Here is a 24,126-nt window from a genome sequence, read left to right as displayed (position 1 = left end):
GAAGCATTGCGTGATCCCTACTCTACGCATTCGCGGATGAGAATAAATGGGGATTATTTAACGGAATGCTTCAAATAAACTGACAGAAAACGCAGACCAAAGGCATCCCTCCCGCGAGGAGGCATTCTCCTGCCATCTCATAATGGGATATAGTGTGAACTATTCTTTTTTAACAGGTAACAACAGCAATGGCTTTGATCCCCAAAAACTACGCACGGCTGGAAAGCGGCTACCGTGAAAAAGCGCTGAAAATTTACCCGTGGGTCTGCGGGCGCTGCTCGCGAGAGTTTGTTTATTCGAATCTTCGTGAACTCACGGTTCACCATATCGACCACGATCACACCAATAACCCGGAAGACGGCAGTAACTGGGAGCTGTTATGTCTGTTTTGCCACGACCACGAACACTCAAAGTACACTGAAGCGGACCAGTATGGCACCACCGTTGTCGCGGGTGAGGATGCGCAAAAAGACGTGGGTGTCGCTACGTTTAACCCTTTTGCCGATCTCAAGGCGATGATGAACAAGAAGAAATAATATCAATGGCTTTACCGCCCATCGGCAACAATACGATGAGCCGATCGCCTTACTGTTAAGTGATATTAACAATTGCTGCTAAGTTGTAAATTTCCCCTTGCCGGACGGGACAAATCGGTTATCGTGCCAGGCAACTTTTTCGGCAATACAAGACAGTGGGATGCGCTATGGCGATTTTTGATGGTCACAATGACCTGTTGCTTAACTTATGGCTTCACCATCGCCAGGATCCGGTAACGGCTTTCTTTTCCGGTATTGAGAACGGACATCTCGATTATCCCCGTATGCAGCAAGGCGGATTTTCCGGCGGGCTGTTCGCGCTGTTCGTGCCGCCGCAGGCGTATATCGCCCGCATGGCGCCGCAATACGCCAGCGAGCCGTGGGAGCCGATCGACATTCTCTGGCAGCAGTTGACGATCCTTAAGCAGCTTACCGCACACTCCGCAGGCCGGGCGCGGTTGTGCCTGAGCGCGGCGGATATCGAACGCTGCCGTCAGGATAAGGTGCTGGCAATGGTGGCGCATATTGAGGGCGCGGGCGGTTTTGACGGCGAGGGAGACGATCTACAGGCCTTTTATGCCGCAGGCGTACGCAGCATCGGGCCTTTCTGGAACATTGCTAACCGTTTCGGCACCGGCGTTAACGGGGCGTTCCCCGGCAGCCCGGACAGCGGCCCTGGACTCACCGCAGAGGGGATCGCCCTCATCAGGCAGGCTAACGCCCTGAACATGCTGATTGACGTCTCGCATATGAATGAAAAAGCGTTCTGGGATACCGCCCGTCATTCCTCTTCCCCGCTGGTCGCCACCCATTCCAACGCCCATGCGCTGTGCCCGCAACCGCGCAATCTGACCGATCGGCAGCTGCTGGCTATCCGCGACAGCGGCGGCATGGTGGGCGTTAATTTCGGCAACGCCTTTCTGCGCGCCGACGGTAAACGCGATAGTGATACTCCGCTCAGCACAATCGTTCGCCATATCGACTATCTTATTAACATCATGGGTGAAGATCACGTCGCGCTCGGCTCCGATTTTGACGGCATTACGTTGCCGGATGAGTTGCACGATGTGAGTGGTTTACCGCGGCTGATCGGCGCGTTGCGCGATAGCGGCTATGATCAATTTGTGCTGAATAAACTGCTGTGGGGCAACTGGCGAAAGGTATTGCACAATGTTTGGCAACAATAGGTTGCGTTGTAAACATTACGTTAATTCCTTACATATTTTGGGTTGAGCTTTGCCCCCCTGTAGCGCATTATTTGATGACCATCACAAAACTGGCACAAACGATGGCGTTAGTGCTGTATTTTTAAAGAGGAAAAAACGATGTGGAAGAAACCTGCTTTTATTGATTTACGTCTTGGCCTGGAAGTGACGCTGTACATTTCCAACCGCTAATCACTCAGCCCGCCATCCGTGCGGGCATTTTCGTTTTACTACCTGGCCTATCTTCATGTTTATTAAAATCCTCGGTTCCGCCGCCGGCGGCGGTTTCCCACAGTGGAACTGTAACTGTGCCAACTGTCAGGGTTTGCGCAACGGTACTCTTCAGGCGACCCCTCGCACCCAATCGTCGATCATCGTCAGCGATAACGGCAAAGAGTGGGTGCTGTGTAACGCCTCGCCCGATATCAGCCAGCAGATTGCCCACACGCCAGAACTGAACAAGAAAGAGGTTCTGCGCGGCACGCATATTGGCGGCATTATTCTCACCGACAGCCAGATTGACCACACCACCGGGCTGCTCAGCCTGCGCGAGGGCTGCCCGCATCAGGTATGGTGCACGCCCGAGGTGCATGAAGATCTTACCAGCGGTTTCCCGATTTTTACCATGCTACGGCACTGGAACGGCGGCCTGGTTCATCATCCGATCGCCCCGCTCACCGCCTTTAGCGTGGAAGCCTGCCCTGATTTGCAGTTTACCGCTGTCCCCATCGCCAGTAACGCACCGCCCTATTCGCCGTGGCGCGACCGCCCGCTGCCGGGGCATAACGTGGCGCTGTTTATCGAAAACCGCCGCAACGGTCAGACGCTGTTCTACGCGCCGGGTCTCGGTGAACCCGATGACGCCATTCTGCCGTGGCTTAAAAAAGCGGACTGTCTGCTGATTGACGGCACCGTCTGGCAGGACGATGAGCTTCAGGCCGCCGGCGTCGGGCGCAATACCGGCCGCGACATGGGCCATCTGGCGCTCGGCGATGAACACGGCATGATGGCGCTGCTGGCCTCACTGCCGGCAAAGCGCAAGATTCTGATTCACATTAATAACACTAACCCGATCCTAAACGAGCAATCGCCGCAGCGTCACGCCCTCACGCAGCAGGGAATAGAAGTGAGCTGGGACGGGATGACCATCACGCTTCAGGACTAACTATGCACATTCGCGAAACGCTCTCGCCGCAAGAGTTTGAACACGCCCTCCGGGCGAAAGGCGCCTATTATCATATTCACCATCCGTACCATATTGCGATGCATAACGGCGAGGCCAGCCGCGAGCAAATCCAGGGCTGGGTGGCGAACCGTTTTTACTATCAGACGACGATCCCGCTGAAGGACGCGGCAATTATGGCGAACTGCCCTGATCCGCACACGCGTCGCAAATGGGTGCAGCGCATCCTCGATCACGATGGCAGCAACGGTCATGATGGCGGTATCGAAGCCTGGCTCCAGTTGGGCGAGGCCGTGGGGCTTAGCCGCGACGACTTAATCAGCGAACGCCACGTGCTGCCCGGCGTCCGTTTCGCCGTCGACGCTTACGTTAACTTCGCCCGCCGCGCCAACTGGCAGGAGGCGGCATGCAGCTCGCTAACCGAGCTGTTTGCTCCGCAAATTCATCAGTCGCGTCTCGACAGCTGGCCACAGCACTATCCGTGGATCAAAGAGGAAGGCTATTTTTATTTCCGTAGCCGCCTCAGCCAGGCCAGCCGCGACGTTGAACACGGTCTGGAGCTGGCGAAGAGTTACTGCGACAGCGCGGAAAAGCAGAACAGGATGCTGGAGATCCTTCAGTTTAAACTCGATATCCTGTGGTCAATGCTCGACGCGATGACCATGGCCTACGCGCTACAGCGTCCGCCTTATCATACGGTCACCGACAAAGCGGCCTGGCACACAACCCGACTGGTATAAGCATGCAAAAGAACTCAATTGTCGCCTTTCGCCGCGGCTATCGCCTGCAATGGGAAGCCGCGCAGGACAGCCATGTGATCCTCTATCCGGAAGGCATGGCTAAACTCAATGACACTGCGGCCGCCATCCTCGAACTGGTCGATGGCCAACGCGATGCGGCAGCCATTATTGCCGTACTCAACGAACGCTTCCCGGAAGCCGGCGGCGTGGATGACGACGTCGTTGAATTCCTGCAAATCGCTTATCAACAGAAGTGGATTATTTTCCGTGAGCCAGAATAAACCCGCCGTCAATCCACCGCTGTGGCTGCTGGCGGAGCTGACCTATCGCTGTCCGCTACAGTGTCCTTACTGCTCTAACCCGCTGGACTTCGCCCGGCAGGACCAGGAGCTCACCACCGAACAGTGGATCGACGTTTTCCGCCAGGCGCGGGCGATGGGCAGCGTGCAGATAGGCTTTTCCGGCGGCGAACCGTTGACGCGTAAAGACCTGCCGGAGCTGATTCGCGCCGCCCGCGATCTCGGTTTTTATACCAACCTGATCACCTCGGGAATTGGCCTGACGGAGAGCAAGCTCGACGCGTTCAGCGAGGCGGGTCTGGACCATATCCAGATTAGCTTCCAGGCCAGCGATGAAGTGCTTAACGCTGCGCTGGCGGGGAATAAAAAAGCCTTCCAGCAGAAACTGGCGATGGCCAAAGCGGTTAAAGCGCGCGATTACCCGATGGTGCTGAATTTCGTCCTGCACCGGCACAATATCGATCAGATCGATAAGATCATCGAACTGTGCATCGAACTGGACGCCGATGACGTCGAACTTGCCACCTGCCAGTTCTACGGTTGGGCGTTCCTCAACCGTCAGGGGCTTCTGCCGACGCGGGAACAGATCGCCCGCGCTGAGAGCGTGGTCGCTGACTATAGGCAAAAAATGGCCGCCAGCGGCAATCTGACCAACCTGCTGTTCGTCACTCCTGATTATTACGAGGAGCGGCCAAAAGGCTGTATGGGCGGCTGGGGGTCGATTTTCCTCAGCGTGACCCCGGAAGGCACGGCGCTGCCCTGCCACAGCGCGCGCCAGCTGCCGGTGGAATTCCCCTCGGTGCTTGAGCAGAGCCTGGAATCCATCTGGTATGACTCTTTCGGCTTCAACCGCTATCGCGGGTTTGACTGGATGCCGGAGCCGTGCCGCTCTTGCGATGAAAAAGAGAAAGACTTCGGCGGCTGCCGCTGCCAGGCCTTTATGCTTACCGGGAATGCTGATAACGCCGATCCGGTGTGCAGCAAATCGCCGCATCATCATAAAATTCTGGACGCGCGACGCGAAGCAGCCTGTAGCGATATGAAAATTGGCCAGCTTCAGTTCCGCAACCGAACCCGTTCTCAGCTTATCTATAAAACCCGGGAACTGTAGCGACAATGACCATCCGCATCGTTGAGCTGGCGGGCGGTTTACGCGCCACGCTGGTTCATCAGCCGCAGGCGGCGCGCGCGGCGGCGCTGGTGCGCGTGAGCGCCGGAAGCCATCATGAGCCACCGCGCTTCGCGGGCCTCGCGCATTTGCTTGAGCACCTGCTGTTCCGCGGTAGCGAGCGCTATCGGGGCGACGATCGGCTCATGGCCTGGATCCAGCGTCAGGGCGGCAGCGTCAACGCCACCACGCTGGCTCGCCATAGCGCGTTTTTCTTCGACGTTGCCGCCGATAACCTGTCCGACGGCGTCGCACGACTGCGGGATATGGTGCAGGCGCCGCTGCTTTCCCGGCAGGACATCCAGCGCGAAGTGGCGGTCATTGATGCGGAAAACAGGCTCATCCAGCAGCATGATGCCGCCCGGCGCGAAGCCGCGGCGCGCCACGCAATGGAACAACCGGGGGTTTTTCGCCGTTTTCAGGTGGGTAGCCATGATTCTCTGGGGCAAGACACGGGATCGCTGCACGCCGCGTTGCGCGACTTTTACCGCCGCTATTATGTGGCCGGATACCTGCAATTGTGGCTACAGGGACCGCAAACGCTGGATGCGCTAGCCGAGCTTGCCCATACGTTTGCGACAGGTTTTGCTTCAGGTTGTGTGCCTGAAGCCGCCCCCCCGTTACGCCTTAGCGCTGAAGCAGATTATCAGCTGACGGTGACGGAGCGACCCGCGCTGTGGCGCTGTCCGTTAATACGAAAAAGTGACAACGTCACCTTGCTTCGGGAATTCTTGCTGGACGAGGCCCCCGGAAGCCTGATTGACGGGCTGCGGGCGCGCGGGCTGGCAGAAGAGGTATCGCTGGACTGGCTTTATCAGGATGACGATTACGGCTGGCTGGCGCTAACGTTTGACGGCGAACGGCCCGAGGCCATAGATCCGCATATCACGCGCTGGCTGCGAACCCTACAGCAAACGACGCAAGAGCAACAGCGGCATTATTATCGTCTGGCACAGCAGCGCTTTAGCGCCCTGTCGGCCCTTGACCAGCTTCGCCAGCGGGCGTTTGGTTTTGCACCCGGCGCGGCGCCGGTTGATTTTTCCGCCTTCTGTGCCGACTTACTGGCGGCGCCCACATCGTATCTGGCCTGCAAAAAAATGGACGCCGCCGGAACAATTTCCAGCCAGGGATTTGCCCTGCCGCTTAGCCACTGGCGTCGCCAGCCGGTTGCGGATGAGAGCCCCATTGCGTTTTCCTTCTACCCACAGGCTACCCAATATTCTGCCCCAGCCCTGACGCCAGAAGCCGTTCCGCTGCTGCATTTACCGGCGCAGGCACAAGCGCCGACGCTGATCCTCCGCAGGCCTTTTTATTCGCGCGTAAGCGAGTCACTGGGGGTGGCGGCAGGCAAACAATTACGCCCTCTTCTGGCTGAACTGCGCCATATCGGCGGCAGCGGAGAATGGCAAACGGTTGAGGGTAGCTGGCAGCTAACCCTGCGGCTGCCTGACGCAGTGGTGACGGCGGAACCCATCATCAGGGCGATTGCCGATCGCCTCTCCCGCCCCACACCGGCTGTTACGCCAGCGCCAGAAGGCATCGCGATCCGTCAGCTGCTTAAGCAATTGCCTGAACGGCTGGCATCGGAACCGCCCCGGGACGGCTGGCTGGCGGCGTTAGCTGGCGGCAGCGCCGAACACGCGCACGGGTTAGCCCGGCAGCTTGGCCTGCTCCGGGCGCCAGTTAACGCTAAGGGGTCGCCGTTTAGCGATTGTCCCGGCGGGATCGAACGTATCCCGCACGCCAGCGCGGACTCGGCGCTGCTGGTGTTTATTCCGCTGCCGCCGGGCGCTTCGCTCGCCGCGCTGCGGCTGCTGGCGCTATGCTGCGAACCACAATTTTTCCAGCGCCTGCGCGTGGAACAGCAAATTGGCTACGTGGTCAGCTGTCGTTATCAGCGTATTGCCGATCGCGATGGCCTGCTGCTGGCGCTACAGTCGCCTGACCGTTCTCCCGTGGAACTGCTGGGCTGCTGTAAACGCTTTTTGCGCGAGCTGACGCCGTGCGATGAATCCGGGTTCAGCCTATTGCGACAGCAGCTGGCGACGCAGATCCGGTCACCGAGGGATGCCAGCACCACGGCTGTGGCCGCCCTTCGCCAGCGCTATGGTTTGCCGGTGTTAACCCCGCAGGCTATCGATGCCCTGCAACATGATGAGATCATCGCGCTGTGGCGCGAAATGACTCGCCGTCGCCGCCGCTGGCGGGTGCTTTTCGCTGGCTGACCGGAACCGCCGCTTTCCCGGTATGCGTGATTTTTAGCCATAAAAAAAGCCCCGTACTAAGACGGGGCCTGGCTGCTTATTTCGCTGTTACTTATCCAGCGCGTAGGCAATCACGTAGTCACCACGATCCGGCGACTGGCGTGCACCGCCGGCAGAAATCAGAATGTACTGTTTGCCGGTTTTCGGTGATACATAGCTAATAGGACCGCCCTGGCTACCCACCGGGAGACGCGCTTTCCACACTTCTTCCCCCGTAGAGGAATCAAAGGCACGCAGGTAGTAATCCTGGGTTCCGGCAATAAAGACCAGACCGCCCTGAGTAGCGAGCGTACCGCCCAGCGTCGGCATACCGACAGGCATTGGCATGCGCATTTTTACCCCAAACGGACCGGTATCCTGAACGGTACCGACCGGCACCTGCCAGACGATTTTCTGCGTTTTCAGGTCAATGGCGGACAGGGTGCCAAACGGGGGTTTCTGGCACGGAATGCCCAGCGGTGACATGAAGCGGTTTTTGTTGACCGAGTATGGCGTCCCTTTCATAGGAACGGCGCCCATTCCGGCGTTCACGGCTTCACCGCCGGTGTTTGCCACTGCGCTTTGCGGATCTTGCTTAATCAGCTGAACCCACAGACCCAGACGCATGTCGTTGACGAAAATGTACTGGTTGTTCGGATCCGTGGACAGACTGCCCCAGTTCATTCCTCCCAGCGAGCCCGGGAAACTCAGGGAAATATCGGTGCCCGGCATTGTGTACAGACCGTCGTAACGCATTGATTTGAAGCTGATACGACAGGCCAGCTGGTCAAACGGCGTCGCTCCCCACATATCAGACTCTTTCAGGGTCTCCGCGCCAATCTGCGGCATGCCCACGGAACGTGGCTGCGTTGCGGGATACTGCTCACGCGGAATATCCGCTGGTTTTACCGGAACCTCTTTCACTTCAGTGAGCGGTTTACCGGTCAGGCGATCGAGAACGTAAATCTGCCCCGCCTTGGTGCCCACCACGACCGCTGGCTTGTTGCCTTCTTTGGTTGGGAAATCAACCAGGCTCGGCTGCATCGGAATGTCGAAATCCCAGAGGTCGTTATGCACGGTCTGGTATACCCACTTCTCTTTCCCGGTTGTCGCATCCAGCGCCAGGATTGAGGTGGCGTACTTGTGGTCTTCCGGAATACGGTCAGCGCCCCACAGGTCAACAGAGGAACTTCCCATCGGGATAAACACGGTATTCATCGACGCATCCCAGGACATAGGGGCCCAGGAGTTTGCGGAGCTACGTTTGTAGTGTTCGCCCGGCTTCAGAACATAGTTCGGATCCGGATTACGTGGATCGAACGCCCAGCGCAGCTGGCCGGTAATTACGTCATAGCCTCGCAGCACGCCGCCCGGCATATCGGTGCTTACGTTATCCGCAACGCGCCCGCCCACCACGACCGTGGTGCCCGCCAGGGTTGGGGCCGACGTCAACACGTAGGTGGGATCTGACACATCACCCATCCCTTCATGCAGGTTAACGCTGCCGTTAGTGCCGAAGTCCGGACAGAATTTGCCGTTATCGGCGTCTAACGCGATCAGTTTACCGTCAATGGTATTCATCAGAATACGACGCTGGCATGCTGCGCCCGGTGCGACCTGCGCCGGCAGAACCGGCGTGGAGCCGGCTACCGTTGGCTGCACCAGCGGTTTGGTGGCATCGAAGTACGCCAGACCACGGCAGCGCATCCAGATGGCAGACTTGGCGTTGATTTCCGCTTTCCAGATCTCTTTACCGCTGTCGGCATCCACGGCGATCACGTTGTTATGCGGCGTACACAGGAAGACACGATCGCCTACCTGTAACGGCGTTTGCTGATCTTCTGCGCCATTGCCATCCGGGCTTAGCGGAATATCACCGGTATGGTAGGTCCAGACCGGTTTCAGATCTTTCACGTTGTCACGGGTGATCTGGTCCAGCGCCACAAAGCGACTGCCGCCAGCCGTATTACCGTAGTGATCCCAGTTCTGCTGTTTCGCCTCGTCTTTTACCGGCACTAGCGGGCGCTTGTCGCCGCTAAACGGCACGGTCGGATGGGGTTGAAACATCTGAACAAACGTGACGCCCATGCCGATAATAAGGATTGCACAGACCCCCATCGCCCCTTTCGTGGAGGTGGGTTTTCCTTCACGCTTGCGCAGTGCAGGCCAGCTGGCTGCTGCCAGCACCATCAGCCCGGCGGGTACCATCAAACGGGAAACCAGCGGCCAGAAGTCGAGCCCGGCATCATAAAATGCCCAAATCAGGGTGCCAAGAAACACGAGGGCAAACAGCCCCACGGCGGAAGACTTGCGGCGGAAGAACTGGATTGCAGAGAGCAGCGTGATAACCCCGGCAATGAGAAAGTACCAACTCCCTCCCAGGGTAACCAGTTTAAAACCGCCGATGGCAAAGAACAGCCCCGTCACAAGAAGTACCACACCCACCAGCAGGCACCACAGGCCTAACCAGCCGAACGGGCGGGGATTATTGTCTGACATAAAAATGAATCTCCTGATTTCTTTATATAAAGCAGGGTTTTATTAACTGCCACGATGCTAAAACCCTGCACAACGCTAATTGTTCGTATGCGAAGAATAAATTAAAAAGAGAACGTAGACAAAAGCTATTATGTGGTAAGAAATGAAAACCAGCGTAATTGCATGGGTTTAGCCGGGTGCAATAAGTGAATATCGCTAACTCCCTCGCTATCGCTGGAATATATGACCAGCCAGGCGTTGCTTAAAGGATGAATATCAGGATTTCCCGGCAAGGCCGTTCTTATAACCTCAGATTTTTACAGCTGAGCCTTCAGACAATAGATTTAATTACGCAATACCCATTAATAAGCAGAGAGATTAACCTGAATTAAGTTTCAGGCAGAAATTATTCATGGGTGTGTTAAACATTCAGTCATTAACAGTACTGTAAATGAGACTTTCTGCATAAATGCGGATTCACAGCGTGGATAACGCAGACACTACATCAATACTTCCTTAAGACTTCAGCCATAACGACCCCAAATCACATTCACTACACGATCACTATTCATTGACTTTACATTGAGACTAGCGCATATTTTACAGCACAAATCAGCAAGACAATTTTTGGAGGACGTTTTCTATGCCCGCCCGTGATTATCCCGATAAGCGTGTCGCTCGCGGTTTAGCAAAGGAGGCCGATCTCAGGATGTTAAGCGCCCGCATCGATCCCGCGCTGATGGAGTACATCCGCATCACTGCGTATGAAACACGGAAAAGTAAGCAGGAAATCGTGGCGGAAGCGTTAGCGCTTCACCGTCAACAGAGTCAGACTGGATCGTAAACAACAAAAGCCCGAAAGATCCTCCGGGCTTCCGTTGCCGTCGGGATTACTTCACCAGCGAATTCAACGTCTCCAGCGCCTCAGGCGGTAACACCAGATCGGCTGCCGCCAGGTTTTGATGCAGATGTGCCACCGAAGAGGTTCCCGGGATCAAGAGGATATTTGGCGAGCGTTGCAGCAGCCATGCCAGCGCCACCTGCATCGGCGTCGCACCCAGTGAATCCGCCACCGCCTGTAGCCCGGAAGATTGCAGAGGCGTGAAGCCCCCCAGCGGGAAGAACGGCACCCAGGCAATCCCCTGCTGTTGCAGCTCCGCGAGGGTGCTTAGCGGCTCGGCAATCGATCCCTCCGCCGGCCCGTGGGCGCTAAACATAATCCGCAGGTTAACCACGTCCAGCACATCTAGCTTCAGGTTACGCAGGTTGTCATGCACCGCCTGCGTCAGCTCCTGTGCGGAAAACGCCGGTAGCCAGGAGGCATCTTCACCGCGTCGGGCACCGATCTTGGTCACAATCGTGAGGTCGTCCCGGTATGGATGAAGCGCCTCGCAGATAAGCTGGTTGGTTACATGGGGGCCGTAAAAATCGCTGGTATCGATGTGATTCACGCCCGCCGCCACCGCCTCACGCAACACCGCCAGCGCGGCATTTTTGTCTTTTGGCGGACCAAAAACCCCCGGTCCGGCAAGCTGCATGGCACCATAGCCAAACCGTTTAACCGTACGCGTTCCGAGCGTGAACGTGCCGCTTTTATCAATGCTGCTCATGCTGACCTTCCTCATAAAAATGATCCGGATTAACAACAGGTTCCGCAACGAAACCATTAGTTAAGCAATAGTAAAATTAAAGTTTAAATTCGCTACGACGATAGTATTGATGTAACCCTGCCTCTTCTCTTACGGACGACCGCTATGCTGAAAAATCTGCACGTGATTACCGGTATTCTCTTTGCCCTCACCATATTCTGTCTGCTGCAAGTTGTCACGGGAGGGTTGTTCTACTCTGCCGTTAACAACGATCGTCACAACTTTCAGAACTCCGGGTTGCTCAATGCCCAACAGGAGAGCCTGAGCGACAGCGTTAACACGCTGATTAAAACGCGCGTCACCGTCACCCGCGTGGCGATCCGCTACCTGAAAAACCAGCGTGACCCGGCCTCTCTCGCGGCGATAAACACGCTGCTGGGTACCGCGAACGGTTCGCTGACCAAAGCCGAAAGCTATTATAAGAACTGGCAGGAGATCCCGCAGGTTAACGGTCAGGATCCCGCCCTTACCGAAGAGATGCAGAAGGCCTGGCAGCACATGCACGAGGTGATGCGCTTGTCCATTACGTATCTGCGCGCCGATAACTATCAGGCCTATGGAGACCTCGACGCCCAGCAGGCGCAGGATGAGATGGAGGCGGTCTATACCCGCTGGCGCGCCGAAAACAACGTTCTGCTGAAAGCCGCCGCCGACGAGAACCAGAGCAGCTTTACCCAGATGCAGTGGACGCTGGCGGCGATTTTCCTGACCGTTATCATCGTGCTGGTCGTGATCTGGCAGGGTTTACAGCACCTGCTATTGAGACCACTCAACGTCATCATGAACCATATTCGCACCATCGCGAGCGGCGATCTGACGCAAAACGTCGATATTTCCGGACGCAACGAAATGGGCCAGCTGGCCGCCGGCCTGCACGAGATGCAGCAGTCGCTGGTGAGCACCGTCAGCGCCGTGCGCGGCAGCACGGATTCCATTTACACGGGCGCAGGGGAAATTGCCGCCGGGAGCAATGACCTTTCCGCCCGCACCGAGCAGCAGGCCGCCTCGCTGGAAGAGACCGCCGCCAGCATGGAAGAGCTGACAGCCACCGTCAAACAGAACTCGGATAATGCCCGTCAGGCGACGCTGCTGGCGAAGAATGCGTCTGAAACCGCCGCTCGCGGCGGTCAGGTCGTGGATAACGTGGTGCGTACCATGAATGACATCGCCGACAGTTCTCAGCAAATTGCGCATATCACCGGCGTTATCGATAGCATTGCCTTCCAGACCAACATTCTGGCGCTCAACGCCGCGGTTGAAGCCGCGCGTGCCGGGGAACAGGGTCGCGGCTTTGCGGTTGTGGCCGGTGAAGTACGGACGCTGGCCAGCCGCAGCGCGCAGGCGGCGAAGGAGATCAAAGGGCTTATTGAGAGCTCCGTCAGCCGGGTGAATACCGGCTCTGAACAGGTGAGCGAGGCGGGTGTGACCATGAAGGAGATCGTCGCGGCCGTGACGCGCGTAACCGATATTATGGGGGAAATCTCGTCGGCGTCTGACGAGCAAAGCCGCGGTATTGAACAGGTCAGCCTGGCGGTCTCGCAGATGGACAGCGTTACGCAGCAAAACGCCGCGCTGGTACAGGAATCGGCAACGGCGGCGGCCGCGCTGGAAGATCAGTCAGAACAGCTGCGCCAGGCCGTGGCGGCTTTCAGGCTGAATGCTCAGGCTTCTCCGGCATCCCGTCCTGAAAACGTGAAAGCGCCCGCACTGCTGCGCCCGTCAACGGCAGGCGCAAATACCTCCGACGCAAACTGGGAAACCTTCTGAGTGACGGGCGGGCGAGCCTGTCGCCCGCCTGGCTGATTAGCGGCTACGCTTGGCGTGGCGCTCCCAGTTATCTCGCTTCGCTTCCTCAGACTTACGCAACGAGACATAGCATGCTCCACTGCCGCCGTGATACGGCTGCGCTTCGCAAAAGGCCTGTACTTCGTCAAACTCGGTCAGCCAGCGCGCAAGATAGCTGCGCACCACGTTAGGGTGCGATTGCTGCTCACGCCCTTTACCGTGCACGATGATCAGGTTGCGCAGCCCGTCACGTCCGGCCTGGCGAATAAAGGAATACACCTGCTGGCGGCATTGCTCCGCGGGCTGGCGTAACAGCGTTAAGCTGGCCTGACGGGAATATTTGCCGGAACGCAGCTTATCAAATACCCCCTGCTGTACCCCTTCCCGCTGGAACATCAACGGCTCTTCAAGGGGGAGCAGTTCAAGAAACCCCAGCGTCAGAAAGTTATCCAGCTGCTCGGTATCCATTTCCTGACGCGCCCGCGTGTTGCGGCTCTGCTGCCAGTGAATATCCGTGCAGCGTTTGAGCGGCTGGACATCCTCCATGGCGTCAAGGAAAAGTGATTTGTCGTCAGGGTTCATGGAAATCCTCCGGCTACATCTGAGTAAGTACTATACCTGCGCCCGTTGCGGGTCTCAACGATCAAACCGTATGCCGCAGGATAGAAATATAAACTTGGTGAATATATTAAAAATGGCACAGGAGAATGTTTAACGAGACTTAACTAAAATTTAAATATTAATACATTTAAAAATTTAAGTTAAATTTTCGTGAAATTAATCACTCTCTTTCCTGTTTTTTTAGATAAAAGCTGTTATAACTTAATAAACCTGCCGAGGGAAAGAACGCGTAGGATCTGTGAAGGGAAGCACTGCTGTGTACTCATGGGCCTGACGATGTCGGCAGGCCCTGTTTTTTTAATTAATGTAATTTATCGCAGGTTGTCTTATTTATATCAACATAGCGCACGTCATCTTTGGCGTACATGATAAACTCCTTCCTGACCAGCTTATTTGGCCATTCGCAAAATTCATTAACGTTTATTGCCACTTTGATTTCGACATCACGATTATATAACTGTGCCTGGCGGGTGGGCCAGATGCTGGAGTTTAACATATACGTGTTATGTAAAATATATTTTGTAAACGGGAAATTATCGCGCACGTTGCGCACCTGGCGCAACCAGAGGCGGTTTATAGAATAATAAGGTGGAACTATAAAGACTTTTGTGGGCAGCGTATTGTTTACAGGATAGTTTAAAATAACGTCAAGCAGCCGATCTTCATAATCATACTGCGCCCGAATAGCACCGGTAATCGCCGCGTTGAGGCTTGCCATTAAGGTAAAGAAAAGGATCCAGCCTGTGCAAAGGTATTTAAAGGCGGCTTTACGCAGATAAACCAGCGGGAAAAACCAGATAAGCATGACGAACTGATTGCCCGCCATCGCCCTTCCGGCGTAGAGCGGATCGCGTAACAATGCCTGAGGCAGCAGTGCCATCAGCAGGCCAAGCCCGCTGAGAAGTAAGAAGAGCGACAGACAGAGCCAGACGCTGCGCTGGATGACTCTGGCACGCATAGCCACGCCACACAGTGAACACAGAAACAGCCCAATCAGCACCACCCCGGCAGTGCCATAAAACGGCGAGAAAAAGATGTCCGCCAGATTACGCAGCCGGGTGAACATTTGCGCCGGAAAAACAATGCTTAGCGTCAGAAGTTTGCTATGAATTAAGGCATAGGGTCTCAACGGCAGGAGCAGAATAAACAGCTTATAAGCGCTAAATCCGGCAAAAAGCGCAACCATCACTCGGCCATAGTGCTCCCGGAGATCGTGACTTAACGATCCCGTATCAAAGAAAGACTTGAACAAGAGCACCGCAATTATCAAAAATGGCGCCACCAGAAATAGCTGATAAAAGCAGAGAGAGGCAAAATAGCAGCCGAAAAACAGCACGTAGCCGCGCCAGCCTCTGCCGCCCATAAAGGGCAGCACCGTGAGCACAAGCGCCGCGCCCATGGTCACGGAATCGAAGCTGTACTGGATGCAGTGAATAAACCAGGGGGAAAAAACAACCGTCAAGGAGAACAGGAAACCGTTCCATGAAGGTTGGTTAATGACCTTCATATACACGACCCAGGCAGTCACCGCCACGCACAGCGCACTAATAAGCTTGGTCAACGGCGCAACGTTGACGGCGTTGATATCTGTCGGCCGGCCAAACCAGCCCGAAAGCAGCCTGATAACGATTTCCGCCGCCGGTCGACCGCTGTCAGCGTACTCTCCCCAGCCGATGCCATCGTAAAGCCCGTAGCCAACAGCATTTCGCCCAATATCGTCGTTAAACAGATAGGTCTGAGTTAACGCAGGGAAAAAATAGATAAACGCGCACAGCGCAAATAAACCCAATACGGCCGCATTATTTTTTAACATCGTCACTGCCCTCGCTGTCCTGTTTGAGGATGTAGCGCGGACGCCCTTTCACCTCAATAAATATTCTGCCGATATATTCGCCCAGCACGCCGATGCTGATTAACTGAACGCCGCCGATAAATAAAATCGCAACCATTAATGAGGGGTAACCGGGAACATCATTTCCCCAGATAAGTTTGTCGATAATCATCCATAGCGCATACGTTAACGACAGGCTGGCGATGAAAAAGCCCAGGTAGGTCCAGAGCTGAAGGGGGAAAATAGAAAATGAGGTGATGCCTTCCACCGCCAGTTTCCATAACGTCCAGCCGTTAAATTTACTGGCGCCAGCCTGACGGGGTTCACGAGTATAGGTGACGACCGCCGTTTTGCCCCCCGCCCATGAGAGCAGCCCCTTCATAAACAGCGTCCTTTCCGGTAGCAGAAGGATGGCGTTTACGGTTTCCCGCGACAGTAATCTGAAATCACCGACATTCTCGACGATACCCGGCGAGCTGATTTTATTGTGCGCGCGGTAAAACCACCGGGCCGTTTGCCGTTTCAGCCAGGTATCGCACCGACGGTCGATGCGCTGGGCAAGCACGGTATCGAACCCGTCCTGCCAGCGTGCAACAAGGGCAGGAATAACATGAATGGGATCCTGTAAATCCACATCAATAGGGATCACCGCGTCACCCGTAGCCGCCCGCAGCCCCGCCAGCAGTGCCGGTTCTTTACCAAAGTTACGGCTAAACTCGACGATGCGAACGCGGCCAGAAAAGGCCTGGCTACGGATAGCCGCGACGGTATTATCGCCACTGCCATCGTCGACAAATATCAGCTCAAACGTATGATTTACGCCGTCCAGATCGCGCCGCAGCGCGTTAAAAAACAGCGGTATGGCCTGCTCCTCATTAAACACGGGAACAACCAGAGAAATAACCATATTCAATCCTTGAATATTACACAGCGAGAAAATACAAAACCTAACACCATGCTGATGAAGGAGAAAAGGCACAGCGTAAATACCGCAGGAAGATCAACAATTTCCGAAACTTTCCCCGTAGACCATGCCAGGCAGGACATTACGGCCATAAATAAAAGATACTTATGCAACGCCCGCTTTTTTTTAAAGGTCCAGACGGCGTTCACCACAAAGCTAAACGATGCTGCAAAAAAGAAGGCCGTAACGTTAGCGAGACTTTGCGGAAATGAAAATAAAAAACAGGTTAACAGGAAGACCAGCACATGAATAATCGTGTTCGCCACGCCGACAGAGATATATCGCATGAATATAAATAAAGAAGCACGCACGTTTTAAGGTATCCCCAACAGTAACGTGCAGAGTATAGGGTGCCGCTCTCAGAAAATATTCTGATCCCGCTTAAATATAATCTGAAAAATCTACCCCTCTTGTTCCAAGGCAGGATCTTGAACAACGGCACATTTCCCGACATGATAATGTTTTTAGCTTTGCAGGTATCTCTTATGCTTACGCTGTTACAGGAATTGATTCCCACGCCTCTGGGACCTCTGTGGGTAATATGTGATGAGCAGTATCGCTTACGCGCGGTCGAGTGGCAGGAACACAGTGACCGTATGGTAGCGCTGCTGGACATTCATTACCAAAAAGAAGGCTATCAGCGCAGAGATACCGTTAACCCGGGTGGTCTTTGCGAAAAGCTCACGGCCTACTTCGAAGGCGATCTTGCCATCATTGATACCCTGCCAACCGCCACGGCGGGCACCCCTTTCCAGCGCGAGGTGTGGCAGGCGCTGCGTAATATTCCCTGCGGGCAGGTGATGCACTACGGTCAGCTGGCAGAGCAGCTTGGCCGTGCCGGTGCGGCGCGCGCCGTCGGTGCGGCAAATGGCTCTAACCCCGTCAGCATTGTGGTGCCTTGCCATCGCGTGATTGGACGTAACGGCACCCTGACCGGCTATGCCGGAGGCGTTCAGCGCAAAGAGTGGCTGCTGCGTCACGAAGGGTATTTTTTACTGTAATTCCCAGGCTATTTGTGCCTATTTTTCTTCCCCTTAGGCTAATAATCCTTAATCAATCTGTGGAATTTCAAGGAGATGGCAATACGCTGCCATCTCTTGCCTTTATTGAAGGATTGCCAGGCTTACGTCCTTACCAAAAAGCTGTTAAAATTGACCAATATCAATTAAGGCTTGAGCAAACCTATGATCCCGGAAAAGCGAATTATACGACGCATTCAGTCTGGCGGTTGTGCTATCCATTGCCAGGATTGCAGCATCAGCCAGCTCTGTATCCCGTTTACCCTGAATGAGCATGAACTCGATCAGCTTGACAACATTATCGAGCGCAAAAAGCCTATTCAGAAAGGGCAGACGCTGTTTAAGGCGGGAGACGAACTGAAATCGCTCTATGCTATCCGTTCTGGCACCATCAAAAGCTACACCATTACCGAACAGGGCGACGAGCAGATCACCGGCTTCCATCTGGCAGGCGATTTAGTCGGCTTTGACGCCATCGGGAGTGGCCATCACCCGAGCTTTGCTCAGGCGCTGGAAACCTCTATGGTCTGCGAAATCCCGTTTGAAACGCTGGACGATCTGTCCGGTAAGATGCCGAACCTGCGCCAGCAGATGATGCGTCTGATGAGCGGTGAGATCAAAGGCGACCAGGATATGATCCTGCTGCTTTCCAAAAAGAATGCGGAAGAGCGTCTGGCCGCGTTTATCTACAACCTCTCCCGCCGTTTCGCGGAACGCGGATTCTCTCCGCGCGAGTTCCGTCTGACCATGACGCGTGGCGATATTGGTAACTATCTGGGCCTGACCGTGGAAACCATCAGTCGTCTGCTGGGTCGTTTCCAGAAGAGCGGAATGCTGGCGGTTAAAGGTAAGTACATCACCATCGAAAACGGTGAAGCGCTGGCGATTCTGGCCGGTCACTCCCGCAACGTGGCATAACCCGCCCGGATAACGAATGCCAGGTCGATAAATTTTCATGATTTATTGATCTGGCAAAAACTTCCCCCCTGTTTCATTCAAGATATATAGGTTACTCTTTTACTTACAGACTGTGGTGACAGTTGTAAGGAGACCTGTATGGCAAAGTATCAAAACATGCTGGTGGCTATCGATCCTAATCAGGACGATCAGCCAGCATTACGACGTGCTGTGTATTTACATCAACGGATTGGTGGCAAAATTAAAGCCTTTTTGCCGATTTATGACTTCTCATACGAGATGACCACCCTTCTGTCGCCTGACGAGCGTACCGCTATGCGTCAGGGAGTGATCAGCCAACGTACCGCGTGGATCCGCGAGCAGGCGAAATATTACCTGGAAGCGGGCGTACCTATCGATATTAAAGTGGTCTGGCACAACCGCCCTTTCGAAGCCATTATTCAGGAAGTGGTGGCCGGTGGGCATGACTTGCTGCTGAAAATGGCGCACCAGCACGACAAACTGGAATCCGTGATTTTCACGCCGACCGACTGGCACCTGCTACGCAAATGCCCTTGCCCGGTATGGATGGTGAAAGATCAGCCGTGGCCTGAGGGCGGGAAAGCGGTCGTGGCGGTCAATCTGGCCAGCGAAGAGGATTATCACAATTCGCTGAACGAGAAGCTGGTGAAGGAGACCCTTCAGCTTGCCGACCAGGTTAACCACACCGAAGTCCATCTGGTGGGAGCGTATCCGGTTACGCCAATCAATATCGCCATCGAGCTGCCTGAATTTGACCCGAGCGTGTATAACGACGCGATTCGCGGCCAGCATTTGCTGGCAATGAAAGCGTTGCGCCAGAAATTCAGCATCGATGAGAACATGACGCACGTAGAAAAAGGGTTACCGGAGGAGGTTATTCCGGATCTGGCAGAGCATTTGCAGGCCGGGATTGTGGTGCTGGGCACCATTGGCCGCACCGGGATTTCTGCCGCGTTTCTGGGGAACACCGCCGAGCAGGTGATCGACCATCTGCGCTGCGACCTGCTGGTTATCAAGCCGGATCAGTATCAGACACCGGTTGAACTGGACGACGAAGAAGACGATTAACCCAAAATGAAAGCCCGCCGGTAACGGCGGGCTTTTTTTATTACGCTTCGCTCAACCGCTGGGCGGGCGCCTCGTCGCCAGCGTCCATCCAGGGCGCGTGAAGAACCATGCTCGGCAGCGCCAGCTTGATCTCCTGCTGATTCAGCCCTTCCAGAATACGGATATTGATCTCCTGCTGAATATCCATGTACTTGTTGTAATCCGCCGTATTAACGATATGGACCACCTCGAAGGTCAGACGATCGCGATCGAAGCCCAGGAAATGGGCGCGGTCAAACTTCGTTTCCCCAACGTCGGTAATGATCTGTTTAACCATCTCACCCACAGAACGCAGTTTATCCGGCGCCGTGTCGCTGGCGACGCCGAAGGTAAAGACGATTCGGCGCGTTTGCATCCGCTTATAGTTATGCAGCGTCTGTTGCAGCAGGATGGCGTTCCCGCAGACAATCTGCTCCCCGCTCAGGCTGCGTATACGGGTGGTTTTCAGACCAATGTGCTCGACCGTGCCGGCGACATCGTTAAACACCACAAAATCGCCAATTTCGAACGGCTTATCAAAACCGATAGAGAGCGAGGCGAACACGTCGCTCAGGATCGTCTGGACTGCGAGGGCGATAGCGATACCCCCTACCCCGAGGCTGGCAACCAGAGCAGTGATGTTGACGCCCGCGTTAGCAAGAATAGACAGCAGCATCACTGACCAGACAATGGCACGGAGGATGAGCCCCGTGATCACCAGCGTAACCGGGTTTTTATGGCTTCCCGGTGCCAGCATGACGTGACGAAGCCACGACACAACCCCCTGATCCATCCACAGCGCCACCTGAATGGCGAAGACCAGGAACCAGGAGTGGCTCACGGTGCTAAAGAGATGGTCCGGTAAGTCAACGAAGCGCAGGCTGAACAACAGCGCCACGACAAACAGCAGGACGCGGCTGGTGCGGTTAAGCATATCCGTCAGGATAAAGCGCATCCGGTTGGTGGTGGGATGCTTGTCGCCCCAGGTGGTGATGCCTTTCTTCACGAAGGCGATCAGGCGCGTCAGCAGCCAGTATACCAGCAGCGTCACAATGACCACCGTGGCGACGCCAATCCAGAATGATGGCGTCATCATCAGCGCGATGATGTCGAAGCGGGACAGAAATTGCATTACACCTCCTCGTATTACACAAAGGGTAAAGTATAGACAGAGGAGAATGGCTGACCGCAGAAATAAGAAAACCGCCCCAGGGGGCGGTTTGGCAGGATGAAGCGAAATTAAAGCGATTTCAGAATCGCATCCACGCTGGCCTTGGCGTCGCCAAACAGCATGTGGGTGTTCTCTTTAAAGAACAGCGGGTTCTGCACACCAGCGTAGCCGGTATTCATAGAGCGTTTGAAGACAATGACGTTCTGCGCCTTCCACACTTCCAGAACCGGCATGCCCGCAATCGGGCTGCGCGGATCGTCCTGCGCCGCCGGGTTAACGGTGTCGTTGGCGCCAATCACCAGCACGGTGTCGGTATCGGCGAAATCATCGTTGATCTCGTCCATTTCCAGCACAATGTCGTAAGGCACCTTCGCTTCCGCCAGCAGCACGTTCATGTGGCCTGGCAGACGCCCCGCCACCGGGTGAATACCAAAGCGCACTTTGATACCGCGCGCGCGCAGTTTTTCCGTGATTTCCGCCACCGGATACTGCGCCTGCGCCACCGCCATGCCGTAGCCCGGGGTGATGATGACGGAATGCGAGTTTTTCAGCATCTCTGCGGTGTCTTCCGCGCTGATCTCTCTGTGTTCGCCCACTTCTTCGTCAGAACCGGTAGAAGAACCGTCAGAACCGAAGCCACCGGCGATGACGCTGATAAACGAACGGTTCATCGCCTTACACATGATGTAAGACAGGATCGCACCGGAAGAACCGACCAGCGCACCGGTGACAATCAGCAGGTCGTTGCTCAGCATAAAGCCTGCCGCCGCCGCTGCCCAACCGGAATAGGAGTTCAGCATGGAAACGACCACCGGCATATCTGCCCCACCGATAGACGCCACCAGATGCCAGCCGAACGCCAGTGCGATAATGGTCATCACCAGTAACGCCAGCACCTGCAAGCCTACGCTTTCGGTGCGCACGAAGATCACCAGCAGCACAAAGGAAACGACCAGCGCCGCCAGGTTCAGCTTGTGACGGTTAGGCAGCATCAGCGGCTTAGACGAGATCTTCCCGCGCAGCTTGCCGAACGCCACAATCGACCCGGTGAAGGTCACTGCACCGATGAAGATGCCAAGGAACACTTCAGTCAGGTGAATGTTAACCAGAATCGGCTCCAGGCCCGGTTCGTGGTACAGGTAGCTGTTAAAGCCCACCAGCACCGCAGCCAGACCCACGAAGCTGTGCAGAATAGCAACCAGCTCCGGCATCTCGGTCATTTCAACGCGTTTCGCCAGACGAATACCAATCGCGCCGCCGATGATCATCGCTACCAGGATCCACGCCACGTTGCCGGTGTCCGGCCCGAAGATGGTGGCAATCAGCGCAATCGCCATCCCGGCGATACCAAAGTTATTTCCCTGCTGAGACGTTTCGTGTTTGGAAAGTCCCGCCAGACTGAAAATAAACAGGATTGCAGCAACAATGTATGCGGCTGTGACTAATCCTCCAGACATATGCTACCCCTTAGCCTTTACGAAACATTTTCAGCATGCGCTGAGTCACGGTGAAACCACCGAAAATATTGATGCTGGCGATCAGCACCGCAATAAAGCTCAGGAAGCTGATCCAGCCGCCATGACCAATTTGCAGCAATGCCCCAACCACGATAATCCCGGAGATGGCATTGGTGACCGACATCAGCGGCGTATGCAGCGCATGGGATACGTTCCATACAACGTAGTAACCGACCACGCAGGAGAGCGCGAAAACGGTGAAGTGGCCAAGGAACTCTTTTGGCGCGACGTCCGCCAGCCAGCCAAACAGGATAATGACCAGCGCCATGATGGCGTATTTGCGCCACGGTGATGCAGGTTTTGCTGGCTCAACGGGCTCTGGCGCCGCTTTCGGGGCAGCCTGAGGCTGAGCAGAAACCTGAATCGGCGGTGCAGGCCATGTGATTTCACCTTCGCGAACGACGGTGACGCCGCGCACCACCACATCATCAAAATCAACGGTGATGTTGCCGTCTTTCTCTTTACAGAGCAGTTTCAGCAGGTTAACGAGGTTCGTGCCGTACAGTTGAGAGGACTGGGTTGGCAGACGCCCCGGCAGGTCGGTATAGCCGATCACCTTCACGCCGTTCGCGGTCGTTGTGACCTGATTTGGCACGGTATACTCACAGTTACCGCCGTTTTGCGCCGCCAGATCGACAATCACGCTGCCCGGCTGCATGGAGTCTACCATTTCACGGGTGATCAGCTTCGGTGCCGGTTTACCCGGAATAAGCGCGGTGGTGACAATAATGTCCACCTCTTTCGCCTGCGCTGCAAAAAGCGCCATCTCCGCTTTGATAAAGGCTTCAGACATGACCTTCGCGTAACCATCACCGCTGCCCGCCTCTTCCTTGAAGTCCAGCTCAAGGAACTCGGCCCCCATACTCTGCACCTGCTCCTTCACTTCCGGCCGGGTGTCAAACGCGCGGACAATAGCGCCCAGGCTGTTTGCCGCCCCGATAGCGGCAAGACCTGCCACACCGGCACCAATCACCATCACTTTTGCGGGTGGTACTTTACCTGCCGCCGTAATTTGACCGGTAAAGAAGCGACCAAACTCATGAGCAGCTTCGACAATGGCGCGATAGCCGGCAATGTTCGCCATAGAGCTCAGCGCATCCAGAGACTGCGCGCGCGAAATACGCGGCACGGAGTCCATTGCCATCACGGTGACGCCGCGTGCCGCCAGCTTCTCCATCAGCTCCGGGTTTTGGGCTGGCCAGACAAAGCTCACCAGCGTAGTGCCCGCGTTCAGCAGTTCAATTTCACTCTCTTCCGGTGCATTGACCTTCAGAATAATGGGTGATTGCCAGACTTCAGCACCGTCCACGACGTCCGCGCCAGCCTGAATAAAGGCCTCGTCATCGAAACTCGCCAGTTTGCCCGCGCCGCTTTCAATCGCGACGGTAAAACCCAGCTTAAGTAGTTGCTCCACCGTTTTCGGTGTTGCCGCTACGCGGGTTTCATTGGCTAACCGTTCTTTTGGTACCCCAATACGCATAGTTTTCCCTTCCATCGGTTTTTGATGATGGTTTGTCGATAATTGCCCGCGGTTTGTATCAATTTTCGCCAGCGTGATAGCGGCGGAGAATGAGTAACCCCGGAAAATAAAACAGTAACAAACTTTCTATAACCTACTGAAAATACCGCCCGCGATCTACCGCCAGAAAACACTATTTCTTACTTTATCTGTGAAAAATAAGCGATCGGGGT

22 protein-coding genes are annotated in these 24,126 nt (G+C 55.3%); 13 read left to right on the top strand and 9 right to left on the bottom strand.

Features of this window, described 5'->3' with window-relative positions; genetic code table 11:
* The first annotated feature begins 188 nt into the window (after window positions 1-188).
* The 8 genes from yajD to pqqF all read left to right on the top strand — a co-directional run bounded on the left by yajD (window position 189) and on the right by pqqF (window position 7,356).
* Window positions 189-536 carry an HNH nuclease YajD gene (yajD, locus tag INF58_RS05985; protein WP_006808895.1) on the top strand — a complete coding sequence of 116 codons (348 nt, stop codon included), beginning with the start codon at window positions 189-191 and terminating at the stop codon, window positions 534-536.
* A 167-nt stretch (window positions 537-703) separates the two neighbouring features.
* The gene (locus INF58_RS05980) at window positions 704-1,723 is read left to right on the top strand and encodes a dipeptidase (RefSeq protein ID WP_193527228.1); all 1,020 of its coding nucleotides are present in this window, start codon (window positions 704-706) and stop codon (window positions 1,721-1,723) included.
* A 138-nt stretch (window positions 1,724-1,861) separates the two neighbouring features.
* Complete coding sequence (pqqA, locus tag INF58_RS05975) at window positions 1,862-1,933, top strand: pyrroloquinoline quinone precursor peptide PqqA (protein ID WP_002905689.1); 72 nt, start codon at window positions 1,862-1,864, stop codon at window positions 1,931-1,933.
* Window positions 1,934-1,988: 55 nt separating this feature from the next.
* Complete coding sequence (gene pqqB / locus INF58_RS05970; RefSeq protein ID WP_193527227.1) at window positions 1,989-2,906, top strand: pyrroloquinoline quinone biosynthesis protein PqqB; 918 nt, start codon at window positions 1,989-1,991, stop codon at window positions 2,904-2,906.
* A gap of 2 nt (window positions 2,907-2,908) precedes the next feature.
* Entirely contained in the window at window positions 2,909-3,664 is a 756-nt protein-coding gene (gene pqqC / locus INF58_RS05965; protein ID WP_023306095.1) for a pyrroloquinoline-quinone synthase PqqC, read from the top strand.
* Window positions 3,665-3,666: 2 nt separating this feature from the next.
* Window positions 3,667-3,945 carry a pyrroloquinoline quinone biosynthesis peptide chaperone PqqD gene (gene pqqD, locus INF58_RS05960; RefSeq protein WP_063451496.1) on the top strand — a complete coding sequence of 93 codons (279 nt, stop codon included), beginning with the start codon at window positions 3,667-3,669 and terminating at the stop codon, window positions 3,943-3,945.
* Window positions 3,932-5,074, top strand: coding sequence for a pyrroloquinoline quinone biosynthesis protein PqqE (pqqE, locus tag INF58_RS05955; RefSeq protein WP_193527226.1), 1,143 nt, complete (start codon window positions 3,932-3,934; stop codon window positions 5,072-5,074). Before pqqD ends, pqqE begins: the two co-directional genes overlap by 14 nt.
* 5 nt (window positions 5,075-5,079) lie before the next feature.
* A complete protein-coding gene (gene pqqF / locus INF58_RS05950; RefSeq protein ID WP_193527225.1) occupies window positions 5,080-7,356 on the top strand; it encodes a pyrroloquinoline quinone biosynthesis protein PqqF in 2,277 nt (758 codons plus the stop codon).
* An 87-nt stretch (window positions 7,357-7,443) separates the two neighbouring features.
* On the opposite strand, the gene INF58_RS05945 is transcribed toward pqqF, so the two are convergent.
* Window positions 7,444-9,873, bottom strand: a complete 2,430-nt coding sequence (locus INF58_RS05945) for a glucose/quinate/shikimate family membrane-bound PQQ-dependent dehydrogenase (protein WP_193527224.1) — start codon at window positions 9,871-9,873, stop codon at window positions 7,444-7,446.
* Between the two features lie 622 nt (window positions 9,874-10,495).
* Between INF58_RS05945 and INF58_RS05940 the strand changes: the two genes are divergently transcribed.
* Entirely contained in the window at window positions 10,496-10,696 is a 201-nt protein-coding gene (locus INF58_RS05940) for a hypothetical protein (RefSeq protein ID WP_102751249.1), read from the top strand.
* Window positions 10,697-10,742: 46 nt separating this feature from the next.
* Here the strand turns inward: INF58_RS05940 and INF58_RS05935 are convergent, their stop codons facing one another.
* Window positions 10,743-11,462 (bottom strand): oxidoreductase, encoded by a 720-nt coding sequence (locus INF58_RS05935; protein WP_193527223.1) that lies wholly within the window; start codon window positions 11,460-11,462, stop codon window positions 10,743-10,745.
* A 144-nt stretch (window positions 11,463-11,606) separates the two neighbouring features.
* On the opposite strand from INF58_RS05935, the gene INF58_RS05930 reads away from it, so the two are divergent.
* Window positions 11,607-13,268, top strand: a complete 1,662-nt coding sequence (locus INF58_RS05930; RefSeq protein WP_193527222.1) for a methyl-accepting chemotaxis protein — start codon at window positions 11,607-11,609, stop codon at window positions 13,266-13,268.
* Window positions 13,269-13,304: 36 nt separating this feature from the next.
* Here INF58_RS05930 and smrA read toward each other — a convergent pair whose 3' ends face one another.
* The 4 genes from smrA to INF58_RS05910 all read right to left on the bottom strand — a co-directional run bounded on the left by smrA (window position 13,305) and on the right by INF58_RS05910 (window position 17,013).
* Window positions 13,305-13,868, bottom strand: coding sequence for a DNA endonuclease SmrA (gene smrA, locus INF58_RS05925; RefSeq protein ID WP_063866853.1), 564 nt, complete (start codon window positions 13,866-13,868; stop codon window positions 13,305-13,307).
* 340 nt (window positions 13,869-14,208) lie between these two features.
* Window positions 14,209-15,720: a glucosyltransferase domain-containing protein gene (locus tag INF58_RS05920; RefSeq protein ID WP_193527221.1), complete on the bottom strand. Its 1,512-nt coding sequence runs from the start codon at window positions 15,718-15,720 to the stop codon at window positions 14,209-14,211.
* Window positions 15,707-16,645 carry a glycosyltransferase family 2 protein gene (locus INF58_RS05915; protein ID WP_193527220.1) on the bottom strand — a complete coding sequence of 313 codons (939 nt, stop codon included), beginning with the start codon at window positions 16,643-16,645 and terminating at the stop codon, window positions 15,707-15,709. The genes INF58_RS05920 and INF58_RS05915 overlap by 14 nt, the downstream gene beginning before the upstream one ends.
* A 2-nt stretch (window positions 16,646-16,647) precedes the next feature.
* Entirely contained in the window at window positions 16,648-17,013 is a 366-nt protein-coding gene (locus INF58_RS05910; protein ID WP_193527219.1) for a GtrA family protein, read from the bottom strand.
* Window positions 17,014-17,187: 174 nt separating this feature from the next.
* Here INF58_RS05910 and ogt point away from each other — a divergent pair, with 174 nt between their 5' ends.
* From ogt to uspE, 3 genes are all read left to right on the top strand, one after another.
* On the top strand, window positions 17,188-17,703 hold the full coding sequence (gene ogt, locus INF58_RS05905; protein ID WP_193527218.1) for a methylated-DNA--[protein]-cysteine S-methyltransferase: 516 nt from the start codon (window positions 17,188-17,190) through the stop codon (window positions 17,701-17,703).
* 183 nt (window positions 17,704-17,886) lie between these two features.
* Entirely contained in the window at window positions 17,887-18,639 is a 753-nt protein-coding gene (gene fnr, locus INF58_RS05900) for a fumarate/nitrate reduction transcriptional regulator Fnr (protein WP_000611906.1), read from the top strand.
* A 138-nt stretch (window positions 18,640-18,777) separates the two neighbouring features.
* The gene (uspE, locus tag INF58_RS05895; protein ID WP_003857535.1) at window positions 18,778-19,728 is read left to right on the top strand and encodes a universal stress protein UspE; all 951 of its coding nucleotides are present in this window, start codon (window positions 18,778-18,780) and stop codon (window positions 19,726-19,728) included.
* A 40-nt stretch (window positions 19,729-19,768) separates the two neighbouring features.
* Here the strand turns inward: uspE and INF58_RS05890 are convergent, their stop codons facing one another.
* The 3 genes from INF58_RS05890 to pntA form a co-directional block, all read right to left on the bottom strand.
* Window positions 19,769-20,878, bottom strand: a complete 1,110-nt coding sequence (locus INF58_RS05890) for a mechanosensitive ion channel family protein (protein WP_193527217.1) — start codon at window positions 20,876-20,878, stop codon at window positions 19,769-19,771.
* A gap of 107 nt (window positions 20,879-20,985) precedes the next feature.
* Window positions 20,986-22,374 (bottom strand): Re/Si-specific NAD(P)(+) transhydrogenase subunit beta, encoded by a 1,389-nt coding sequence (gene pntB / locus INF58_RS05885; protein ID WP_063451506.1) that lies wholly within the window; start codon window positions 22,372-22,374, stop codon window positions 20,986-20,988.
* Window positions 22,375-22,384: 10 nt separating this feature from the next.
* Window positions 22,385-23,914: a Re/Si-specific NAD(P)(+) transhydrogenase subunit alpha gene (pntA, locus tag INF58_RS05880; protein WP_032673495.1), complete on the bottom strand. Its 1,530-nt coding sequence runs from the start codon at window positions 23,912-23,914 to the stop codon at window positions 22,385-22,387.
* Window positions 23,915-24,126 lie beyond the last annotated feature (212 nt).

It is taken from the genome of Enterobacter cloacae complex sp. P24RS (assembly GCF_014982165.1).
In the GTDB taxonomy this organism is placed as follows: Bacteria; Pseudomonadota; Gammaproteobacteria; order Enterobacterales; family Enterobacteriaceae; genus Enterobacter; species Enterobacter quasihormaechei.
Note: the sequence above shows the minus strand (reverse complement) of the source record. Positions and strands in the feature narration are given on the sequence as shown.